This window comes from Sphingobium rhizovicinum (assembly GCF_042647625.1).
GTDB classification, from domain to species: Bacteria; Pseudomonadota; Alphaproteobacteria; order Sphingomonadales; family Sphingomonadaceae; genus Sphingobium; species Sphingobium rhizovicinum.
The window spans coordinates 915,600-933,099 of the sequence record NZ_JBHRVU010000005.1 but is presented as its reverse complement, the minus strand read 5'-3'; the positions used below and the strand labels follow the sequence as shown (position 1 = coordinate 933,099).

At 58.2% G+C, this 17,500-nt stretch carries 20 protein-coding genes; 5 read left to right on the top strand and 15 right to left on the bottom strand.

Annotation, left to right across the window (positions count from 1 at the left end; translation table 11 throughout):
- Positions 1-648: 648 nt before the first annotated feature.
- The 3 genes from ACFOKF_RS22945 to istA form a co-directional block, all read right to left on the bottom strand.
- Positions 649-1,020, bottom strand: a complete 372-nt coding sequence (locus ACFOKF_RS22945) for a phosphatidylserine decarboxylase (RefSeq protein ID WP_380798913.1) — start codon at positions 1,018-1,020, stop codon at positions 649-651.
- 72 nt (positions 1,021-1,092) lie between these two features.
- A complete protein-coding gene (istB, locus tag ACFOKF_RS22940) occupies positions 1,093-1,860 on the bottom strand; it encodes an IS21-like element ISSsp5 family helper ATPase IstB (protein WP_007011060.1) in 768 nt (255 codons plus the stop codon).
- Positions 1,857-3,350, bottom strand: a complete 1,494-nt coding sequence (gene istA / locus ACFOKF_RS22935) for an IS21-like element ISSsp5 family transposase (RefSeq protein ID WP_011608156.1) — start codon at positions 3,348-3,350, stop codon at positions 1,857-1,859. The genes istB and istA overlap by 4 nt, the downstream gene beginning before the upstream one ends.
- A 443-nt stretch (positions 3,351-3,793) precedes the next feature.
- Here istA and ACFOKF_RS22930 point away from each other — a divergent pair, with 443 nt between their 5' ends.
- Entirely contained in the window at positions 3,794-5,560 is a 1,767-nt protein-coding gene (locus ACFOKF_RS22930) for a GGDEF domain-containing protein (RefSeq protein ID WP_380798912.1), read from the top strand.
- 139 nt (positions 5,561-5,699) lie between these two features.
- On the opposite strand, the gene ACFOKF_RS22925 is transcribed toward ACFOKF_RS22930, so the two are convergent.
- From ACFOKF_RS22925 to ACFOKF_RS22885, 9 genes are all read right to left on the bottom strand, one after another.
- A complete protein-coding gene (locus ACFOKF_RS22925; RefSeq protein WP_380798911.1) occupies positions 5,700-6,557 on the bottom strand; it encodes a glycosyltransferase family 2 protein in 858 nt (285 codons plus the stop codon).
- On the bottom strand, positions 6,542-7,123 hold the full coding sequence (locus tag ACFOKF_RS22920; protein WP_380798909.1) for an SAM-dependent methyltransferase: 582 nt from the start codon (positions 7,121-7,123) through the stop codon (positions 6,542-6,544). Before ACFOKF_RS22920 ends, ACFOKF_RS22925 begins: the two co-directional genes overlap by 16 nt.
- Entirely contained in the window at positions 7,120-7,782 is a 663-nt protein-coding gene (locus tag ACFOKF_RS22915; protein ID WP_380799336.1) for a PIG-L deacetylase family protein, read from the bottom strand. The genes ACFOKF_RS22920 and ACFOKF_RS22915 overlap by 4 nt, the downstream gene beginning before the upstream one ends.
- Positions 7,782-8,888 carry an acyl-CoA dehydrogenase gene (locus ACFOKF_RS22910; protein WP_380798908.1) on the bottom strand — a complete coding sequence of 369 codons (1,107 nt, stop codon included), beginning with the start codon at positions 8,886-8,888 and terminating at the stop codon, positions 7,782-7,784. Before ACFOKF_RS22910 ends, ACFOKF_RS22915 begins: the two co-directional genes overlap by 1 nt.
- Positions 8,885-9,934 carry a glycosyltransferase gene (locus ACFOKF_RS22905; RefSeq protein WP_380798907.1) on the bottom strand — a complete coding sequence of 350 codons (1,050 nt, stop codon included), beginning with the start codon at positions 9,932-9,934 and terminating at the stop codon, positions 8,885-8,887. Before ACFOKF_RS22905 ends, ACFOKF_RS22910 begins: the two co-directional genes overlap by 4 nt.
- Positions 9,931-10,851 carry a glycosyltransferase gene (locus tag ACFOKF_RS22900; protein ID WP_380798906.1) on the bottom strand — a complete coding sequence of 307 codons (921 nt, stop codon included), beginning with the start codon at positions 10,849-10,851 and terminating at the stop codon, positions 9,931-9,933. Before ACFOKF_RS22900 ends, ACFOKF_RS22905 begins: the two co-directional genes overlap by 4 nt.
- A complete protein-coding gene (locus ACFOKF_RS22895) occupies positions 10,848-11,954 on the bottom strand; it encodes a glycosyltransferase (protein WP_380798905.1) in 1,107 nt (368 codons plus the stop codon). The genes ACFOKF_RS22900 and ACFOKF_RS22895 overlap by 4 nt, the downstream gene beginning before the upstream one ends.
- 278 nt (positions 11,955-12,232) lie before the next feature.
- Positions 12,233-12,433 carry a hypothetical protein gene (locus ACFOKF_RS22890; protein WP_093087344.1) on the bottom strand — a complete coding sequence of 67 codons (201 nt, stop codon included), beginning with the start codon at positions 12,431-12,433 and terminating at the stop codon, positions 12,233-12,235.
- Entirely contained in the window at positions 12,430-13,176 is a 747-nt protein-coding gene (locus tag ACFOKF_RS22885; RefSeq protein WP_380798903.1) for a Crp/Fnr family transcriptional regulator, read from the bottom strand. The genes ACFOKF_RS22890 and ACFOKF_RS22885 overlap by 4 nt, the downstream gene beginning before the upstream one ends.
- 239 nt (positions 13,177-13,415) lie before the next feature.
- Here ACFOKF_RS22885 and ACFOKF_RS22880 point away from each other — a divergent pair, with 239 nt between their 5' ends.
- The 4 genes from ACFOKF_RS22880 (at position 13,416) to ACFOKF_RS22865 (ending at position 14,588) form a co-directional block, all read left to right on the top strand.
- The gene (locus ACFOKF_RS22880; protein ID WP_380798902.1) at positions 13,416-13,757 is read left to right on the top strand and encodes a hypothetical protein; all 342 of its coding nucleotides are present in this window, start codon (positions 13,416-13,418) and stop codon (positions 13,755-13,757) included.
- Positions 13,754-14,020 (top strand): hypothetical protein, encoded by a 267-nt coding sequence (locus tag ACFOKF_RS22875; protein WP_380798901.1) that lies wholly within the window; start codon positions 13,754-13,756, stop codon positions 14,018-14,020. Before ACFOKF_RS22880 ends, ACFOKF_RS22875 begins: the two co-directional genes overlap by 4 nt.
- Positions 14,020-14,193, top strand: a complete 174-nt coding sequence (locus ACFOKF_RS22870; protein WP_380798900.1) for an ankyrin repeat domain-containing protein — start codon at positions 14,020-14,022, stop codon at positions 14,191-14,193. The genes ACFOKF_RS22875 and ACFOKF_RS22870 overlap by 1 nt, the downstream gene beginning before the upstream one ends.
- Before the next feature lie 212 nt (positions 14,194-14,405).
- Positions 14,406-14,588, top strand: a complete 183-nt coding sequence (locus tag ACFOKF_RS22865) for a hypothetical protein (RefSeq protein WP_093087339.1) — start codon at positions 14,406-14,408, stop codon at positions 14,586-14,588.
- Positions 14,589-15,031: 443 nt separating this feature from the next.
- Here the strand turns inward: ACFOKF_RS22865 and ACFOKF_RS22860 are convergent, their stop codons facing one another.
- The 3 genes from ACFOKF_RS22860 to ACFOKF_RS22850 all read right to left on the bottom strand — a co-directional run bounded on the left by ACFOKF_RS22860 (position 15,032) and on the right by ACFOKF_RS22850 (position 17,499).
- On the bottom strand, positions 15,032-15,544 hold the full coding sequence (locus ACFOKF_RS22860; RefSeq protein ID WP_380798899.1) for a hemerythrin domain-containing protein: 513 nt from the start codon (positions 15,542-15,544) through the stop codon (positions 15,032-15,034).
- A 113-nt stretch (positions 15,545-15,657) separates the two neighbouring features.
- A complete protein-coding gene (locus tag ACFOKF_RS22855) occupies positions 15,658-16,308 on the bottom strand; it encodes a DUF6766 family protein (RefSeq protein ID WP_380798897.1) in 651 nt (216 codons plus the stop codon).
- Positions 16,309-16,467: 159 nt separating this feature from the next.
- Positions 16,468-17,499: an alpha/beta hydrolase gene (locus tag ACFOKF_RS22850; protein WP_380798896.1), complete on the bottom strand. Its 1,032-nt coding sequence runs from the start codon at positions 17,497-17,499 to the stop codon at positions 16,468-16,470.
- Position 17,500 lies beyond the last annotated feature (1 nt).

Genomic DNA, 17,500 nt, shown 5'->3' with positions numbered 1-17,500 from the left:
AGATGGATCGAAAGCTTTTGTCGTTCAAGAGGACAGAGCTGGCCATTTTTCAAAATGGTGGACCGGTCAGAGGGCGGAGATACGGTCGCGGATTGACGTCAATGAAAAGCGGACACGCGCAATCCTGCAACCAGGATTTTGCTGGCCGGCCTGCAAGGGGCGACGACCGCGACGGCAACCTATAGGCCAATCCAGGTCATGAACTTAGAAACGGACAATCTACCGCAACTAACCGCTGCAAACTTTAGGTTTTGTCAAAAAGCGGTGCCAGGTGGACCGCCCTTATGAGGCACTGAACAGTGACCATCCTTTCCGCCACATCATAGGTAATCAATAGTTCGCGCCCGAGCGCCAGCCTCCGCAAGCCCGGAGACAAATCATAGCGCGGTCATCCACGAACAGGAATATCGGCCAACGCCGCGATGCGTTCTTCAAGTCTGGCAAGATAACCACCGGCCGCGGGAACGTCGGCTTCCCCGCATATCCATTGGCGACGAGCATTCAAATCCTGGAGTGCCAATGGCTGAAGTTGTGCATCATAGATCGGGCGCGCCGATAGAGAGCCAGACCGGCAGCGCTGGAGAATAGAAAATCAGCCGCCGAACATCGTGGCAGGTCAGAACAAGCATTTAAGCCATCAACCCGGCTTCAGCTCCTGCGATTTCCCATCATTTCGCCGAGCCGAACAGGCCTTTCCGATCTCCATTCTTCATTAAATTTGATGGCCCCTCTCGTAAATAGCATCACGATGGTCGAGCCAAGCAGGAAACGGCCCATTTCATCACCTTGCTTCAAGCAGATTTGTTGATCGGGATACGTCCACTCAGACGACGTCTTAGTCCGTTTCGGGTTGACGACGCCGTGCCATGTCGTAGCGATGCTGCCGACAATCGTGGCACCTACCAATATCATTGCAAACGGCCCATGTTCCGGCGATTCAAAGATGCACACCACCCGCTCATTGCGGGCTGTCAACGGCGGAGCAAAAGTCGGCCATGCGGCGGCGTAAAACCAGGCCACGGTGTTACATGCCGGGGGGAGTGGCGTGAGGGCGTAGCCCGAAGGCCACTCCCCCCGGCATTGGCTTGATTTTCAGGGTCTGGTTTTGGCCTTTCGGGCCCGGCTGTGAGCGAGGCGATAGCTTTCGCCGTTCATCTCGAGGATGCTGACGTGATGGGTCAGACGATCGAGGAGCGCGCCTGTGAGGCGCTCGGATCCGAAGGTTTCGGTCCATTCGTCGAAGGGCAGGTTGCTGGTGATCAAGGTGGAGCCGCGCTCATAGCGCTGGGAGATCAGCTCGAACAACAGTTCGGCACCGGTCTTGGAGAGCGGTACGAAGCCCAGTTCGTCAATGATGAGCAGCTTGTATCCGGCCATCTGCTTCTGGAAGCGCAGGAGACGCCGCTCGTCGCGCGCCTCCATCATCTCGCTGACCAGCGCCGCCGCAGTGGTGAAGCCCACCGACAGTCCTTTCTGGCATGCTGCCAGTCCGAGCCCCAAAGCTACGTGCGTCTTCCCGGTGCCCGATGGCCCCAGAGCGATGGCGTTCTCACGCCGCTCGATCCACTCGCAGCGCGCCATCTCGAGCACCTGCATCTTGTTGAGCCTGGGGATGACGGCGAAGTCGAAGCTATCGAGGCTTTTGACGGCGGGGAAGCGCGCGGCCTTGATGCGCCGCTCGACCATACGACGCTCCCTGTCGATCATCTCCATCTCGACGAGACGGGCGAGGAAGCGGATATGATCGACGCCTTCAGCGGCACATTGCCGGGCGAGCTTGTGATGCTCTCGCAGGCACGTAGGCAGCTTGAGGGCCTTGAGATGGTGAGCGAGAAGAATCTCCGGTGCCTGATCGCTCATGCGGCCTCCTGCCTGTCGCAGAGCAGGCTCAGATAGGCTCTGGCAACGGTCTTCTCGACCGTGGTGCGAGGCAGGAAGGGATAGATGTCCAGGTCCAGTCTGGGCGGTACGCGTTCGACCCGGCACAGGACGAGGTGCTTGACGGCATCGAAGCCGATGGCGCCAAGGGCGATGGCCTGTTCCACCGCCGCCTGGAGATCGGCGAGGGTGAACGTTTCCAGCAGGCGCAGCACCTGCACATATTCGCGCCTGCCATGTTTGTGCATGCGCCCTTCCATCAACCGCTGCAGCGTCCCGAACGCTTCGGGCAAATCCCAGCCCTGCAAAGGGGCGGCCTGGTCGAATGCGTTGATCTTCTGCTCGACCAGCGGGAGATAGTGGAGCGGGGCGAAGATAACCTCCTCGCGGGCATAGCAACGAGGATGACGGGCGATAACTTCGCTGCGGCATCCGATCACCACTTCATCGACATAGGCCCTGATCCAGACCTCCTGATGGCCCCAGACTACCGGAACCGAATAATCGTTGGTCTTGTAGCGCACCAGAGATTGCGAGGAGACCCGCCCGCTCGTCTGATCGCAGGCCTCGAAGGGTGTAGCGGGCAGAGGCTGCATGGCCGCCAGATCGCGCTGCAAGCGCTCACCGATCGTCTCGCTCTCCCCGCGCACCTTGTCCTGCTGGCGCTTGCGGCATTGCTCCTCCAGCCACAGGTTGAAGGCCTCCCAGGTCGGGAACTTCGGGATCGGCACCATGAAATTGCGGCGGCAGTAACCTACCAGCCCTTCCACATTGCCTTTCTCGTTCCCCTTGCCCGGGCGGGCATAGCGGTCGCGGATCACGTAATGCGACAGGAAAGCGCTGAACAGCGTGGCACGCTTGCGCGTGCCGTCTGGCAGGATTTTCGCCACAAGGCAGCGATCGTTGTCATAGACGATCGAGCGCGGCACCGCGCCGAAGAACGCGAAGGCATGGACATGTCCGTCCACCCAGGCCTCCGCCACCGCCGCCGGATAGGCTCGCACATAGCAGGCATCACTGTGCGGCAGATCGAGCGCGAAGAAGTAGGCTTTTTGCTCCACCCCGCCGATCTCCACCAGAGCTTCCCCGAAATCGGCCTGTGCATCTCCCGCCGGGTGCGCCAGCGGCACGAACATCTCCCGGCTGCGCTGCTCGCGCTCCCGGATGTAGTCCTTGATGATCGTATAGCCGCCGGTGAAACCATGCTCGGTGCGCAAACGGTCGAATACCCGCTTCGCCGTATGGCGCTGCTTGCGCGGGACACCGCGATCCCCCTCAAGCCATCCATCGATGATCCCCACAAACCCGTCCAGCTTCGGGCGCTGCGGTGCAGACTGACGCCGGTAACCCGGCGGCGATGAAAACGACAGCATCTTGCGCACCGTATCGCGCGACACATTGAAACGCTTCGCCGCCGCCCGCTGGCTCATGCCATCCGCGCAAGCCAAACGGACCTGAAGATAAAGTTCCACGCTGTAGATCCCCACACCTCCCTGACTTGGCAGAAAGGCTTCAAGGTGGACGACTTTTACGCCGCCCGCAGCAGGACTATCCCGCCGCTAGCGTGGCCGAATATTGCTCCGCCGTTCTCAGACTTAATCCAGGATAAGAATAAGTGCGACCCAAGCTGAAGACTTTAGCTGCGGAAGATTGCAATCAGTCGATCGTTCGGTGGAGGATCAACATTTTATCCGGTGGTGCATCCGAGGAATAAGCTGTTGTGCTTCACAATCCGCCCTCGCATTCCAACCCTGACGACATGATCTTCCGTAACTGATCGACGGAATGGGACCAGTCAGCTTCGCCGCAAAGGGGAGACATGGTCTTTCCATCTACCGGAAAAAATCCATCGGTTCGGAGGAGTTCACCGCATTGTCCATGATATATTCGCTACTTTGCCATAGTCCGCGCTGCCATGGTTCGCGAATCGCCGATGCTACGCCTTTTGAAGAAAATCCTGGCTACCCTGTGCCTGATCGCCAGCGCGGGATTGGTAGGGCTATGTGGGTCATCGCCTGTATCGGCCCAGGCGCTACGGATAAATCATCCCCTGTGCCATGCAGTAAGCGAAGAAGTGGCACCCTGGAACGTCGCTCCCTCAACATTCGCGTGTATCGGCCAACCAGAGCGCTATCAGCGGGGAACGCTTTGGCTCCAGGCTATGATACCACCAAAAGCGTATGATCGTGACGACCTCTCTTTGATCGTTCATAGTTCCCGATTCGATCGTTTGATCGTTGCTTTCTTTTATGCGGATGGTGCCGTGGAACGGCAGGCTGTCCGCAGCGGAGATTTTGGAACGCATTGGCGGGCGGGTGGGCAGCTTGCTTTTCGTGCGCCACAACGAGACGCATCTTTGACAAAAGTGACGCTGCGCTTCGACAAGGTGGCGAGTGCCAGGCTGTTGCGCATGCGGCTGGTCGGACGAGGTGAAGAAGGCACCCAGACTACGGGATTAGCGACGCTGATCGGCGCGGCGCTTGTCCTGCTGCTGTCGGGCGCGCTCTACAATGCCTCGCTGGCACTTGCCGTGCGCAGACAGTTCTCGGCCTGGCAGGCGGCTTGGGCGGCCTCCATGCTGGCCTGGGGCACATGCTGGTCGCAACTCCACCTCTTCTTTTTTCCGGCCATGGCTGGCGCCCTCTCAGCACAAATATGCACGGGCCTCTCCTGCCTCGCCATTGCTCTTGCCACATTGAGTGCCATCACGGCACTTGAGCAGGTCCATGTGAGCGTCTACCTCAGGCGGACTGCACTTGGGCTCACGGGATGCGTGTTTGCGCTTGGCTTACCGCTCTCTTTGATGCGATCCGGGCCGATCGAGAGCCTTGGCGCCGTGCTTGCTATGCTCGTCCTTGCAAATTTGCTCTCAGTGGCCTTCTCGATCGGGCAGGCCTGGCGACGGGGGAGCCGCGAGGCGCGCAGCTTTGCAGGCGCCTGGGCGGTGCCGATGCTGGTACTTGGCTCCACGAGTTTCTTTGACGCTGATACCATGTTCTGGGGCGGAGGATCGCAGATCCTCGTCCTCTTTGCAGCAGCATGGCAGACATTATGGCTCTCGGTAGCGGCCTCGCGCACTTACGCCCGACTGCGGGTGGAACGTGACATCGCGCGCCAGGCTGAAGCCCAAGCACAGGAACTGGCACGTCGTGACGCCCTGACCGGACTCCCCAATCGGCGTGGATTCATCGAACGGGCCGGATCCATCCTCAATATATCGCGAGGTAGAGGCGACGTGGTGGCGTTGCTCCTGATCGATGTCGACTGGTTCAAGTCCATCAACGATGTTTACGGTCACGAAGCGGGGGATCTGGTTCTACAGGGGATTGCGTGTTGTCTTGCCCCCCACGAAAGCCCGTTCAGCGCAACCGCACGTCTGGGCGGCGAGGAGTTTGCGGTGCTGGTTGCCGGAATGGGAGATGTGGAACTTATGCGTTTTGCGGAGGCTCTTCGCCACGAAATTAGCAGTTACGACCATGGCGACGTCATCGGCCATCGCAAGGTCACCGCGAGCATAGGCATCACAAGATCCACGATCGCTGCCGATTTTCATAGTCTCTATCGCGTCGCGGACGAAGCCCTTTACGAGGCCAAACGGGGCGGACGCGACCGGGTTGCAATCCAATTGATGGACGCGCCTGATAGATATAGTGATCTTGGCGAAGTCGCGCTGAAATGCTGAGGATGGTTTCGGCCGCGCCGTGGCTGATGCCTGGCTACCTTGGAAATTGCAGGAATTAAAAGAAAAATGGAGCATGATCCGATCCGGAGGGACGGTTGCGTCACGATATCATTCTCAAACTGCGCTTCGTCAGTCCATCTCACCCGGTCGGTTCTACTCTGGACGCTTCCATTTCGGCGTGGGTTGGCAGACGCAGCAGCTCAAGCCTCTCGCCTTCCCATGCCACTAGCCCGATGCGGGCAAATGCGTCGAGCCAACCTTCCATCGGCCACCGATCCCAACGCGCCTTGAACCGCATCGCATTACGTACGATATCAGCGACATGCTGGACCGGCGGTTCATAGCTGTCATGATATTGGTGACAGGCAATCGCCCGACCCACAAACAGCAGCTTCAACCCGCATGTAGCGGCCCTGAAGCCAAAGTCGGTGTCTTCGGCGCCATAGCCTGTGAACCCATCATCAAATCCGCCAATTGTTTCGAAAGTCGATCGACGCAATGCGAAGGCGAGGGACCAGAAGAGCCCCGCATTCTTCTCTTCCCGGACCCCCCGATTGGGAAACAGGCGCGCCGGATGGGAACGGCCTTGCGCGAGTAAGTCCGTCTCCTCCCAGACGCCACGTGCGTCATATGGACCAAGATAGCGGACATCTGCACAAAGCAGGGCATCATGGCTGGAAAGAGTCTGACACAAGACAGTGATGCAATCACGCATCGGGATGCAATCGACATCGAGGAACAGCAGCATGTCATGGTTTGCGAGGGACGCTGCTCGGTTGCGCGCAGCGGCAAGCGGCAGGCCTTGCGTTTCGAACCGATCGATGCGAACCGGAAAACTGGTGGGCCCCACGATGACCGGCTCATCGCTCATATCGACGATAATGAGTTCGTCAGGCTTCCGATCACTGCGCCGAAGCCCTTCCACCAGCTGCGCCAGATGCGCGCTACGATTGCGAACAAGGGTGAGGACGGAGACCCCCATCAGCGACGCTTCCATAGATCGAGCCGATAAGTATCCCGGCGCTCTGTCTGCTCAATCTCAAAACTTGCGTCCAGCGCCGACCAGAGGATCTCGACTGCGTCATCGCCGCTATGGGGATAGTCGGTCTTTCCTGTATAATGGACAAGGATGACACGGCCGCCGGACCTCACCTTGTTGCGCAGCCACTCGCTTGCACAGTCGAGATCGACCAGATCCCAATAATAGGCTACCTCGGACAGGACTATGAGATCAAAGGGCTGGTCATCCGGAGCTTCCTTTGGAAATGCCATCCGGGCAAGAGCCACGCCGGGACGATCGCCAATGCGTTCATGCGCCTTTGCCAGGGCATTGGTGCTGATATCGATGGCCAGAAGCTGGTCACAGAGGCGCGCAAGGTGGCTTGTCAGCACGCCATGCGCACATCCAACCTCAAGCGCATGAACATATCGACGATCTGACAGCACATCATGGGTATGCGCGAACTTGGCGGCCTCATATTCGCTCGATGCCAAATTCCAGGGATCCTCATCCGACGCAAAGATGCCATCGAAATACGCAGCTGGCAGGCTCGAGCCGGTCATCGGCAATCACTCCTCAATGTGAGGACGTCGCATGCGGTCATGCGGAACTTGTCGCGCGGAAGCCGAAAGCCATCACCCAGGATCGGCGACATCTGACTGCGATGAGCCCGAAGGGCGTATCGGCGTCGGCCGGACAGCATGGGGGGCGTCGCGACACGCCGGGCACCAGGCGGTGGTTCGCTCCACACATGATAAGCGAACAAGGCGACAGCGCGCTTTGCTCTGCGCAGAGCAGCAGCAGCCAGATAATATGCCGCTACATGGTCGCAATGCGCTTCGCTATGATCTGACACGGCAACGGCATCGATCCGTTGCCAGCGGATCAGGGCAGCAATGCGATCAGCGTCTCGCGCAAATATGTTGCTGTTGACAGGATGGGGATGGGCGTCCCGCCAGCCCATCCAGACTGTGGAGATTTTTCCGGCACCCATCCTGCCGATGGCGTGGCGCGCTTCCCTTCGCCGGGTTATGGCTACGCGCGGCGTACCGTCAGGATGCGATCCGGTTCCGTCCGTCAGAAAGATGATCCCACCCAGTCGTTCATGGGCAGCGCAATGCGCTATCAAGGCTCCGGCACCCAGCGTTTCATCATCGGGATGGGGCGCAAATATGAGCCAGCGCGCCTTTGCCCAGCGACTGCGTCTCAAAGGTTCATTCATTACCATAAGCGCTCGCCTCCGGACCAGATGTCGTGATCAAGAAGCGTTTTGGCGGCTTCATCGTGCGCATGATCCGGGCCGCCCTGCCGCAAATAAAGAGAAAGGTCGCGGATGATCTTGTCAGTACGCTGCCCGTCAAAAGCGCTTTGCGTCCCAAGAATGCGCGCAGCCGCTTCCATAACCGTGAATCCTGCATTTTCGACAACCCTGCGCGTCAGTCGTGCCATTGTCACGGCATTCTCATGACCCGCCGCGAAGGACTCAGCCGACTTTGCTACCCACAAGCCAGCGGTTCGCATGGCGACCACCGCGTCAGCAAAGCGTGCCCGCTGAACCGGATTCGCGCGCGCGCCATCACACATGGAGCGCTGGATCTCCAAGACCAGCGCCTCGATGCCGCCAAGCTGGGTCGCGCAAAAGCGCCAGGCGCCCGCGGTGAAGCGGGGATCTAGATCATAGTCCCCTGGCTCGCCCAGCAGCATCAACGGTTCAACCGCAACGCCTTCCAATGAATAGCGTCCGCTGGCGCTCGCCCGCATGCCGCGCACCCGCCATCCAGACAGGTCAGCCCGTGCCTTGTCGCTGGCGGATACGATGACCAACCTCCGTGCATGGTCCGTGCTGGCCGCAGTTACGAGCGCATAATCGAGGCCGCCAGCACCGCTGGCGAAGATCTTCTCGCCTGAAAGTGAAGCGTTGCCAACCTGTGTCAGTCTGACACCCGGCGCCTTTTCCGTCGCCCACACGCCGAACCAGGCACCGGAATCGAGAGCGTGCGTCAGCCAGCGATGCTGCTCACTCGTGCCGTACCAGTCGAATAGCAGCATTGCGTTGACATGCCCTTCATAAAGGCGGCCAATGCTGAGATCTCCACGTCCCACTTGGCGCAGGTTCTTTGCCATTGCGCGGTTACGCGCGGCCTCACTGTCGAATGCTTGTCCACCACAGCCCTGCGGCGCAAAGCGCCGGTGATGTCCGCTTCTGATCAGAGCCGCCATGCTTTCGACAGGGAAATTGGGTGCGGCATCATAGCGGGCGCCGAGCGTCGCAAGCCGATCGACGATATCGACGGTGTCAGTGAATTGTTCCTCGATATCCTGGATCACGCGATGTCGCTCCTGCCTCTGATCGTTGCGGGGCAAAGGCTGTCGAGCCAGGAGGCCACCCTTTCCGCCCCGCCCTCGTCGGTCAGGCAGGCTGGCCAGTGATCAGCCTGTTCGATCGCCTGCAAGATCAACACAGGCCACTCTTCTTGCTTTGGCCAATCATAACGCACGAGCGCTCCGCCTGTTGCCGCAAGCCTCCTTGCCTTCGACAATTGTTCAGAGAAAGGTCGATCTTCAGGCAGACAAATGAAGGGACGGCGAGCCGTCAAAACGGCACTGACTACGCCATCCCCGGCGCCGCCGATGATCACGTCTGCCCCGCAAATATGCGGAGCGACGTCATCCACCCAGCCTCGCAAATCGAGATTGCCCGGAACGTCCAGCGGGATCGTGCAGGGACCGAGAATTCGCCACCGACGCCCGGGTGTCGATCGAGCGGCATCCGCCCACTTGTCGCCGTCGGAGATGCCGCCCCCGCGGCCCAGGATGACGAGCACAACGCCATCGCCTTCGTGCGACCTACTGGGAAGCGATCGAACGATATCAGGTGCATAGAAAGTCTTTCCGCGTACCCAGGCCGGTACATCGTCATCGTCCAGCGATTCATGAAAAGGGGCCAATAAAGCGGTTGCGCCACGGAAGGCGTCAAGATGCGCTGTATCGATCCGTCTGCCGTTCAAGCGAACATAAACAGTGGGCACAGAAGCTAGCCGGGCCAGCATTGCGACCTCGACTGACACATCGACCACCATCAAACGCGGTCGGGCCTGCGCTATCCAGCCCGTCATAAGTGCGGTGCGCTCCCGGATGCCTTCATGATCCAGCGGGGCGTAATGCAGCGCCGACGGCCGTTCCACATGGTCCACGCCGGAGAAATCCTCGCCAAGGCGGTCGTCAGGGAGATCGAGAGTGGGCAGATGATCCGCTTTCCCCGCCATTGCGGTCCCAATAAGCGTGACGTTGTTCAACATGGAACCGATCGCTAAGGCACGCTGACGGTGGCCGTCGCCATGATGATGCACATAATATCCGATCGGGCGGTTCACGCAGTTGCGCCCGCTTCTGGAAGCAGCATGTCACAAGGCATAGGGACAAGGGATCGTTCGGCCTCCCTTAGCGCTGTTGTCCCCAACACCTTCCTCGCTCGCCGGCGCCATCGCGCCCGAGCTTCCCAATGCACGAAGGCAGGCACGATCGGAACATTCCCGCTGTTTGCATAATCAATCCATCGCTGCATGTCGGCTGCCATGCCGGCTTCAGCGCGTCCCGCTGTTCTGGCGGAGGCTCTCGTCCATACGACATTGGGGTGGACGAGCCTTCCGCCTGCAGCAATTGCCGCGTCCACTAAAGCATGATCCTCTCCGGTGGAAATAAGCGGCACACCGCCAGCGCGCCGGTAAAGATCAACAGAGAGCGCGAGGCTCGCGCCAGTGTGGTCACCATGCCTGGGCGGCATATCCCATTCGACTGGGTCTATCGCATCCTCAATCGCTCGGACTGCTGCCCAATAGGCGTCGAAGCGACTACGTATCGAAAAGATCGCCGGCATGGCGTCAGCCTCCAGTTCGTCCAATTCGATACGGCCGCCGACAATATGATCCGTTGCACAATGCTGAAGATTGGCTTCCACCCAAATTTCTGGTGGGCGGCAATCTGCATCCGTGGATATGAGAATGCCGTCAGCGGAAAGCAGCTCAGCGCCCAGGTCCATCGCAGCACGTCGAGCAGATCCGGCATGGGCAAGACCGGGCTCGAACTCGCATTCGAAAACATGCAAATGAAATCGAGCGTTGATTTTTCTCATCGCGCTCATCGCCGTTGCGCGGGTGGCGTCGCTACTGTTGTTGATACAGATCGCAGCTGCGAAATTCTGGACAGTCTGTTGTGCCAAGGCCTCGATCAGCTGGCCGATATGCTGCGCCTCATTACGGGCCGGTACGCAGACGCACGCAGCCAAGTTCACGCCACGCTCGCAACAAGTGGAGCGGTGACGACCTGTTCGATGCCGCTGTCAGTATGAGTGGCAAAAACTTTTTGATAAACCGCTTCATATTGATCGACCATGCGTTGGGCATCGCAATATCGCTCAGCATGGGCTCTGCAGGCGCTGCGGCTCAGTATCGAAGCCGCAAGCGCAGCCGACGCGAGAGACGCAACGTCGTCTGGCTCAGCGAGAACGCCGCAATCTTCGCTCAGAAGCGCAGGTACGCCGCCGCGCCGGAAGGAAGCGACCGGCGTGCCGCAGGCGAGGGCTTCAGCTACCACAAGGCCGTAGGGTTCTTCCCACCGCGGCGTGCAGAGCGCGGCCGTCGCGCCGCCTACAAGTCGGGCAAGATCGCAATGGGCCAGATGCCCTACATATTCAACATCCAGCCCCAGGCGAGGGAGGATCGCGTTGTCAAAATAGCCCTGGTTAGAGATCGGCCCGGCGATGCGCAGAGGCAAGCCGGTCAGGCGCGCGGCATCGATCGCAAAGTCCAATCCCTTTTCTGGTACGATCCGCCCGTACCAGACCAGATAGGGCGTTTGGCTGGCGACGGGCTGGAAAGGAAATTGCGTAAGGTCGATGCCGTTCGAGATGACATGATCTGTTTTAGCAACATGGCTCCACATGGCGGCAGTCGCTTGCGATACGGCGACATAGGTCATAGGTCCCCGGTTCAGTCGAACGCCGCTTTCCAACCAGCAGAAGGGAGGGGTGTGAAGGGTGGTCACGACGGGCGTGGTGAGCGTGTCGGCCATGCTCACCGGAAGATAATGCAAGGAGTTATTATGGATCACGTCGAAAGAACGTGACCGCAGTTCGGTCATCAGGCCTAGATACGCATGATGCTCTCGAAAGAAGGCGACATCATTAGCCTCCGCTATGCCGGTCTCCAGAAGCGAGGTCTCTGGACATATGGCTTCCACGCCAAGCGACGGGTCCGAGCGCGTCGAAGCAAACAACGTAATTTCATGCCCGCGCTCGCGTAACGAGCGCGCAAGCATATGCGTGTGCATTTCGAGACCGCCGGCGAACGGCTCGGAGATGGGATATTTCAGATGAGCAATGATCGCGATCCGCATTTTGCCTCCCCGACGCGATGTGCAGGAAGTGCCATCAGTCCATGTCTAAACGTTGCCGCTGTATAAAATTTCCAAGGCGGTGACGTTGCACAGCCGGGATTCACATTGATAAAAATCAACTTCCGCTTTTATGGCTAATCGATCCCTTCAATCGGGATGCTGCCCTTTAGGTCGAAATTTGCGAAACGAATATGTACAAGATTTAGATCGGGCCCTTCCATCATGAATTCTTCAGTCAAAAAACTATATGTTCCCCAAAGCAGAAAATAATTGCCATGCTATGAGTTGGCTTCATCAGCGCCCTTTGTCTGCTCCAAAGCCGCTTCACCAGCTTCAACCAGGCTACGTCCCGTTGCCACGGCGGCTTGTGGTGTCAGAGTGATTGCGATCCCATCCGGGCCATCGAGAACGACGTGCCCATCTTCCACTGCGGCAACCCCGGCGTCGGCGAAGGGTTCGACGGATTGATTATCCTTCATTTCAACTCTTCCTCATCCTTGTTAGAAAGCGGACTTTGTTCCAGATACAGATAGTGGGGACTGAAATCCCCGCGCCGCATGAGGGCGGAGAGATCTTCAATTTCGACCAGCGAGGCGCGCATGTTGCAAAGCCCCGCCTCGCGCAATTGACGAAACGCTCTGTTGGTATGGACGGTGGTCAATCCGCATATTTCGGCAATATCGCTTTGGGTGAGAGCCAGCACGAAGCGCCGCCCGTCGGAAAGGGCAACAGCTTCGAGGCGCGCATTGATCTCACACAGAAAATGCGCAATCCGGCCTACCGCATCGAGCCGGCCAACCCGAAACAACCAGGCACGATGCATTGCTGCATCGATCAGGGTAGAAAACCATAGCTTTCGAGCGAGCTCCGGGCGCGGATTCAAAATTTTCTCGAGGGCGCTGTGCGGAACGATAGCGACGGTTGCCGCGGTCAAGGTGCCGACAGAATGATCAAGCTCGCGCATGGGATAGGCGTGCAGATCCACGAATTCTCCGGGCACATGGACGGCGACCAATTGTCGCAAACCTTTCTTATCGTCGATAAATCGCGATAATATGCCTTCCAGCAAATAGGTGCTGGCGCAAACTTTCTCCCCCGCTTCGATGAGCGTACGACGCGGTTCCACCGATCGAATTTCGCTGATCGCGCCTTCAAGCAGCGACCTTTCCTCATTGGTGAGATCGACGCCACGGCGGTTGGCAAGAAAACGGTCCAGAAACATGGTCGAGCAGCAGATCCTCGCAGTCAATGATCCAATTGTGCTTAACCGAAAAGCCGGCCGTGCGATCCCGCGCTCATGATCTTTCGCTATGATGTTTGTTAATCTGCGTCAGCGTGATGCAACAGCACGGGCACCGGATGGTTGGTCGACGATGCTTGAATTTCGTGCGTTCTCTCACTGGCATACAGGAGCCGTCTTCATGGCTATGGCCCCCTGACGGGCGCAAGGATCGCGCTGCTGTGAAAAGCTCGCCCAAAATGGGCGATCGGAAATTTCCCATTCGAGCGGGCGAGTTTGAGAATCGATTTGGTGACGGTGACGAAGTTCATCAGGTAGGAAAAGGAACCACACTCACTCCGCCGCAGGGCGTCCCCGTTCGGAATGATCAGAACAGCCTGAAACTGATGGAAGCCGCCAGCGTAGCCGAAATGAATCGCGACGAGGGTATCATCGCCATCGCCAGCGCTGCTTATGCTAAAGCCTTCCTTGAATTGCCCGATCAGGTCCGTTTTTGGGATCGCGCGCTTGTCGTCGACCTCGATGCTGCGGCGTTTGTCGAGGCTAGCTGCATAGAAGCATGACGCCGGGCATGTCAAACGACCCTAGGCAGCCGCTGTCTTCTGCAGAGCGACTGCAATCCTTGCTATTTGAAGAAGCACGGCTTGGCCGTGATGATATGATAGCTGCGCTTCTGCAAGCGGGGGGGGACATAGAGGCAGTCGATGAAAAAGGGCATAGCAGCCTCATACTGGCAAGCTATCATGGCCATGAAACAACGACTGATCTTCTCCTTTCATTAGGCGCAGCGCCAGACGGCGTTGCAAACGAGGAAATTCTGCGTTGATGGGCGTCGCCTTCAAAGGCAATGAAAACATAGCAAAGTCCCTGATCGAGGCCGGTGCTGATCCTGACCATGGCAACCGCGCCGGTCAGACCGCATCGATGATGGCCGCTTTGTTTGGCCGCGAGCCTGTTATCAATCTGCTACTTAAAGCAGGAGCAAATCCCGCTCTGTGAGCCCAGGATGGGAATGATGCGGCGGCCTTGGCGCTTGCTCAAAAGAGCGAGGAATTGCTACCCGCCTTACTGCAAAACAAGTTCTCTCGCCAAAATCATTGTAAAAAGCTGATCATGATCAAGATTTATCTTAGTTCGAATATAAGGTGGAAAAGGGAACGCGATGATTGGCTGGGTGTTCTGAATATGTCCCTACATTGAAGGAGATAATCATGAGCATCGAAGGTAAGGCAAAAGAGGCGGCTGGCTTTGTAAAAGAGGAGCTGAACGAGCATAGCGACACGCCTGAAGCGAAGAAGAAGGCGCAGGAAGGTCGCGATCTTCGCAACGAAGGCCGTATCGAGGACGGCAAGGCTCCCAAGACGACCGAGCCTGGAACCGGTGCCAAGGAATAATTCCACCGTCATGGTGTGCAACGCCGCCCGGTCCCGGGCGGCGTTTTCATTCCTATCGATTTAGTCCGCATCAAAGATTGGCTTGCTCATCTTCCGGCAGGTCGGCATGGGCGAATTATAAGGCGGCGCATTCTCGCGCAGGCATCCGCCTTCAATTACCATATCATCGCGGTAGGCGTCGGTGACAAGTGCGAGCGTGTCGACATGCTTTGCCTCGAAATATATTACATGCATATCTTCCCGTCCTGCGCCATTGATAAGTGTAAATTACAAAGCGCAAACGTCAGACAGGGTGACTTCGACGCTGGTCGATAGACGATTAGCTTCCGGGGACGCCTTAGCACATGAGAAGGCTTACTCCGAGTTGGAGGATTCCAGGCTTTTATCGCGGGAATAAGCCGCCGCCATTTTCAGACGCCGGCCCATCGCGTTTTACCGGCTGATCAGGCTGCGAGCAGGTTCACAGCTGTCGGCTTTGCAGCGGGCAGCCCGTCTGTCTTTGCTTGCGCGAGCAATTCCTTCTTGCGTGCGGCCATCGCGTCGCGAAGTGCCACAAGATCGACATCCGTCTTCCGACACTGAGCGAACATGCCCTCCGACGGCATTTCCTCCTCATGGACATGATGCTTGATTTCTTCCGAAAGTACCTTGACCTTTGCATCGTAGAAAGCGTCGTCTGGCGACCCGGCCTCCAAATCGTTGATCAGCACCTTGGCGCCATCATGTTCGACATAGGCTTCGTCGAGCGTGTCGTCCTCGATCAACCCGCGGAAAGCGGGATAGAAGATTTCTTCCTCGATGAGCGTGTGGATTTTGAGCTCGACGCAAATCTCGTGCGCCAGCGCCTGCTTGCGCTCTGCGGATTTCGCGCCCTCGAACTTCTCGAACAGATCCTCGACCTTGCGGTGGTCGGCCTTCAACAGGGCGATCGCATCGGTGAATTGCGGCTCGGCCATCCTAATTTTCCTATGGGGCGATGGCCAATGAAGCTATCGGCACCAACTATGGTTCCTCGCTAACGACTCGCAAATAGGAAGGAGGCCGGGAGTATGGAGCCATCCATACCTGCTTACTCGCCCGTCTGGTTATGATGGGCTGCAACAGCCTTGGATTCCGGCGATTCCCGTTGGCGCAGGAAAATGGATAGAAGCACCAGAACTGCAGTGGAGAGAAATTCGCTTTGCCAGTTTTGGAAGGATTCAAACCAAAGCTGAGTATCGCCGAGATAGGCTATCGTTGTCAGCGGCTGTTCTCCATGTGCTATTGCATCCTGCGCCGCCACCCTGGCGCTTTGGCTCCAGTGGATGACGAAAGAGATGACGAAAAGGGCGGCCAGAGCCAGGCCGAGCGATTGCGCATAGAGAGCGCGCCAGATTGGCCCCCATCGCAGGATTTTCGGTGCACCGGGCTTGCTCGCCTGGAGATCGAGGTCTGCGTCTCGCGGCGGCCCGTCCGGGTCCTTGGATTCGGCCGAACCGTGCTGGATGAGGAAAGCTGTCAGCACCACATAGGCTGACATCTGAAGGAACTCGCTCTCCCAATTTTCAAAGACACTGGAGAGAAATTCGGGGCTGAAGCTGTAGGCGCTGAGCGAAAGCGCCTGTTCGCCATGGCGGTGCGCATCTTCGACCTGAACATGCCAGCCCGCGATCCATTGCCCGATAATGCTCGCTCCAAAAAACAACAGTAGGACGAGTGTCAGTCCGTTGTTCCGCACCATGACCATCCTCCAATCCTCATGATCCTGTGGGTGACGGCTTCCTTGCTTTCGGTCCGTCGGTAAAGAATGCCACGTGACACTCCGTGGGCAGCAGTCCGGGGTTGAATGGACAAGTCTGCGCCGGCCCGAGGCGCCTTGCCTGCGGACCGGCAGGGGCTATCAGATGATCGCGCCGACGCTGGTTGCGGCGCTGTTGCGCTCGATAAACTGGTAGGCGGCTTCCGCGACATCCTGCCAGCCCGGTTCACTGCAAATATAGTGGCTGCGACCGGCGAAGGGCAGAAACTCGGTCAGGCTCGCGGCATCCGTGTACGCCTTGAAATTCTTCTCGGTGAGGTGCGCAGGGATGATCTGATCCTCTTCACCACCAATCAACAGCAGTGGCGCGTGGGGCGCGTCGAGATCGATCCGGCCATCCTCGCCCATGCAATCGCGCAGCACATTGCGGCTGTCATGCGTAGCCGTTGCCTCGAACTCGGCTGCAGCCTCGGCTTCGCTGAGCGTGTTGGCGAAGGTGCCATGGAAGGTTTTTTCATCCATAAGCACAGGCGCATTGCCCTTCAGGGGGTTTGCGATGATCGCGCTGTTCTTGATGAAGCCCCAGTCGAGATCGATCATCGCGTTAGGCGCGACCGAATTGATCGCAACGCCGCTCGACAGCAATCCGCGACTAAGCAGGATCTGGGTGATGAGCCCACCGACCGAATGACCGATCATGATCGGCAGGTCGTAACGCCGCACTTGGGCCTCGATCGCTTCGATCACCTCATGAAGGTGGAGATCGCCCAAGCCTTCAGGCGGGCTCTCACGCAGATCGACGGGGTTTCCCGCATGAAGCGGCCAGGCCGGGGTCACGCAATCATAGCCCTTCTCGCTAAAATAACTGGTCCATTTCTGCCAACTGACAGGATTTTGAAACATGCCATGGACGAATATTACAGTCTTCATGGAACACTCCTCGACTGGTGGGGATGGCCGAGCGAACGGCTCACGCCACTGTCCGTTCCAGCAGCCCAAGGCAGTATTTACACCAGAAGAGGCTTGAGAGGCCATTTGTGGCGCGGCCCAGCGCATAGCGCGGTGCCAAAACTGATCTCTATCAATAAGATTTATGCTGCCGGTCATGGGGCTATTGTCGAGACCGTAGCGTTGAGTAGCGGCGAGACCAAGGTTCGCCTTTGATGCGCCCATC

Excerpts from the sequence above, each read along its gene's own strand:
- istB (WP_007011060.1), bottom strand. The coding sequence starts at position 1,860 with ATGAGCGATCAGGCACCGGAGATTCTTCTCGCTCACCATCTCAAGGCC.
- ACFOKF_RS22930 (WP_380798912.1), top strand. The coding sequence starts at position 3,794 with ATGGTTCGCGAATCGCCGATGCTACGCCTTTTGAAGAAAATCCTGGCT.
- ACFOKF_RS22925 (WP_380798911.1), bottom strand. The coding sequence starts at position 6,557 with ATGGAAGCGTCGCTGATGGGGGTCTCCGTCCTCACCCTTGTTCGCAAT.
- ACFOKF_RS22920 (WP_380798909.1), bottom strand. The coding sequence starts at position 7,123 with ATGACCGGCTCGAGCCTGCCAGCTGCGTATTTCGATGGCATCTTTGCG.
- ACFOKF_RS22915 (WP_380799336.1), bottom strand. The coding sequence starts at position 7,782 with ATGAATGAACCTTTGAGACGCAGTCGCTGGGCAAAGGCGCGCTGGCTC.
- ACFOKF_RS22895 (WP_380798905.1), bottom strand. The coding sequence starts at position 11,954 with ATGCGGATCGCGATCATTGCTCATCTGAAATATCCCATCTCCGAGCCG.
- ACFOKF_RS22890 (WP_093087344.1), bottom strand. The coding sequence starts at position 12,433 with ATGAAGGATAATCAATCCGTCGAACCCTTCGCCGACGCCGGGGTTGCC.
- ACFOKF_RS22885 (WP_380798903.1), bottom strand. The coding sequence starts at position 13,176 with ATGTTTCTGGACCGTTTTCTTGCCAACCGCCGTGGCGTCGATCTCACC.
- ACFOKF_RS22875 (WP_380798901.1), top strand. The coding sequence starts at position 13,754 with ATGACGCCGGGCATGTCAAACGACCCTAGGCAGCCGCTGTCTTCTGCA.
- ACFOKF_RS22870 (WP_380798900.1), top strand. The coding sequence starts at position 14,020 with ATGGGCGTCGCCTTCAAAGGCAATGAAAACATAGCAAAGTCCCTGATC.
- ACFOKF_RS22865 (WP_093087339.1), top strand. The coding sequence starts at position 14,406 with ATGAGCATCGAAGGTAAGGCAAAAGAGGCGGCTGGCTTTGTAAAAGAG.
- ACFOKF_RS22860 (WP_380798899.1), bottom strand. The coding sequence starts at position 15,544 with ATGGCCGAGCCGCAATTCACCGATGCGATCGCCCTGTTGAAGGCCGAC.
- ACFOKF_RS22855 (WP_380798897.1), bottom strand. The coding sequence starts at position 16,308 with ATGGTGCGGAACAACGGACTGACACTCGTCCTACTGTTGTTTTTTGGA.
- ACFOKF_RS22850 (WP_380798896.1), bottom strand. The coding sequence starts at position 17,499 with ATGGGCGCATCAAAGGCGAACCTTGGTCTCGCCGCTACTCAACGCTAC.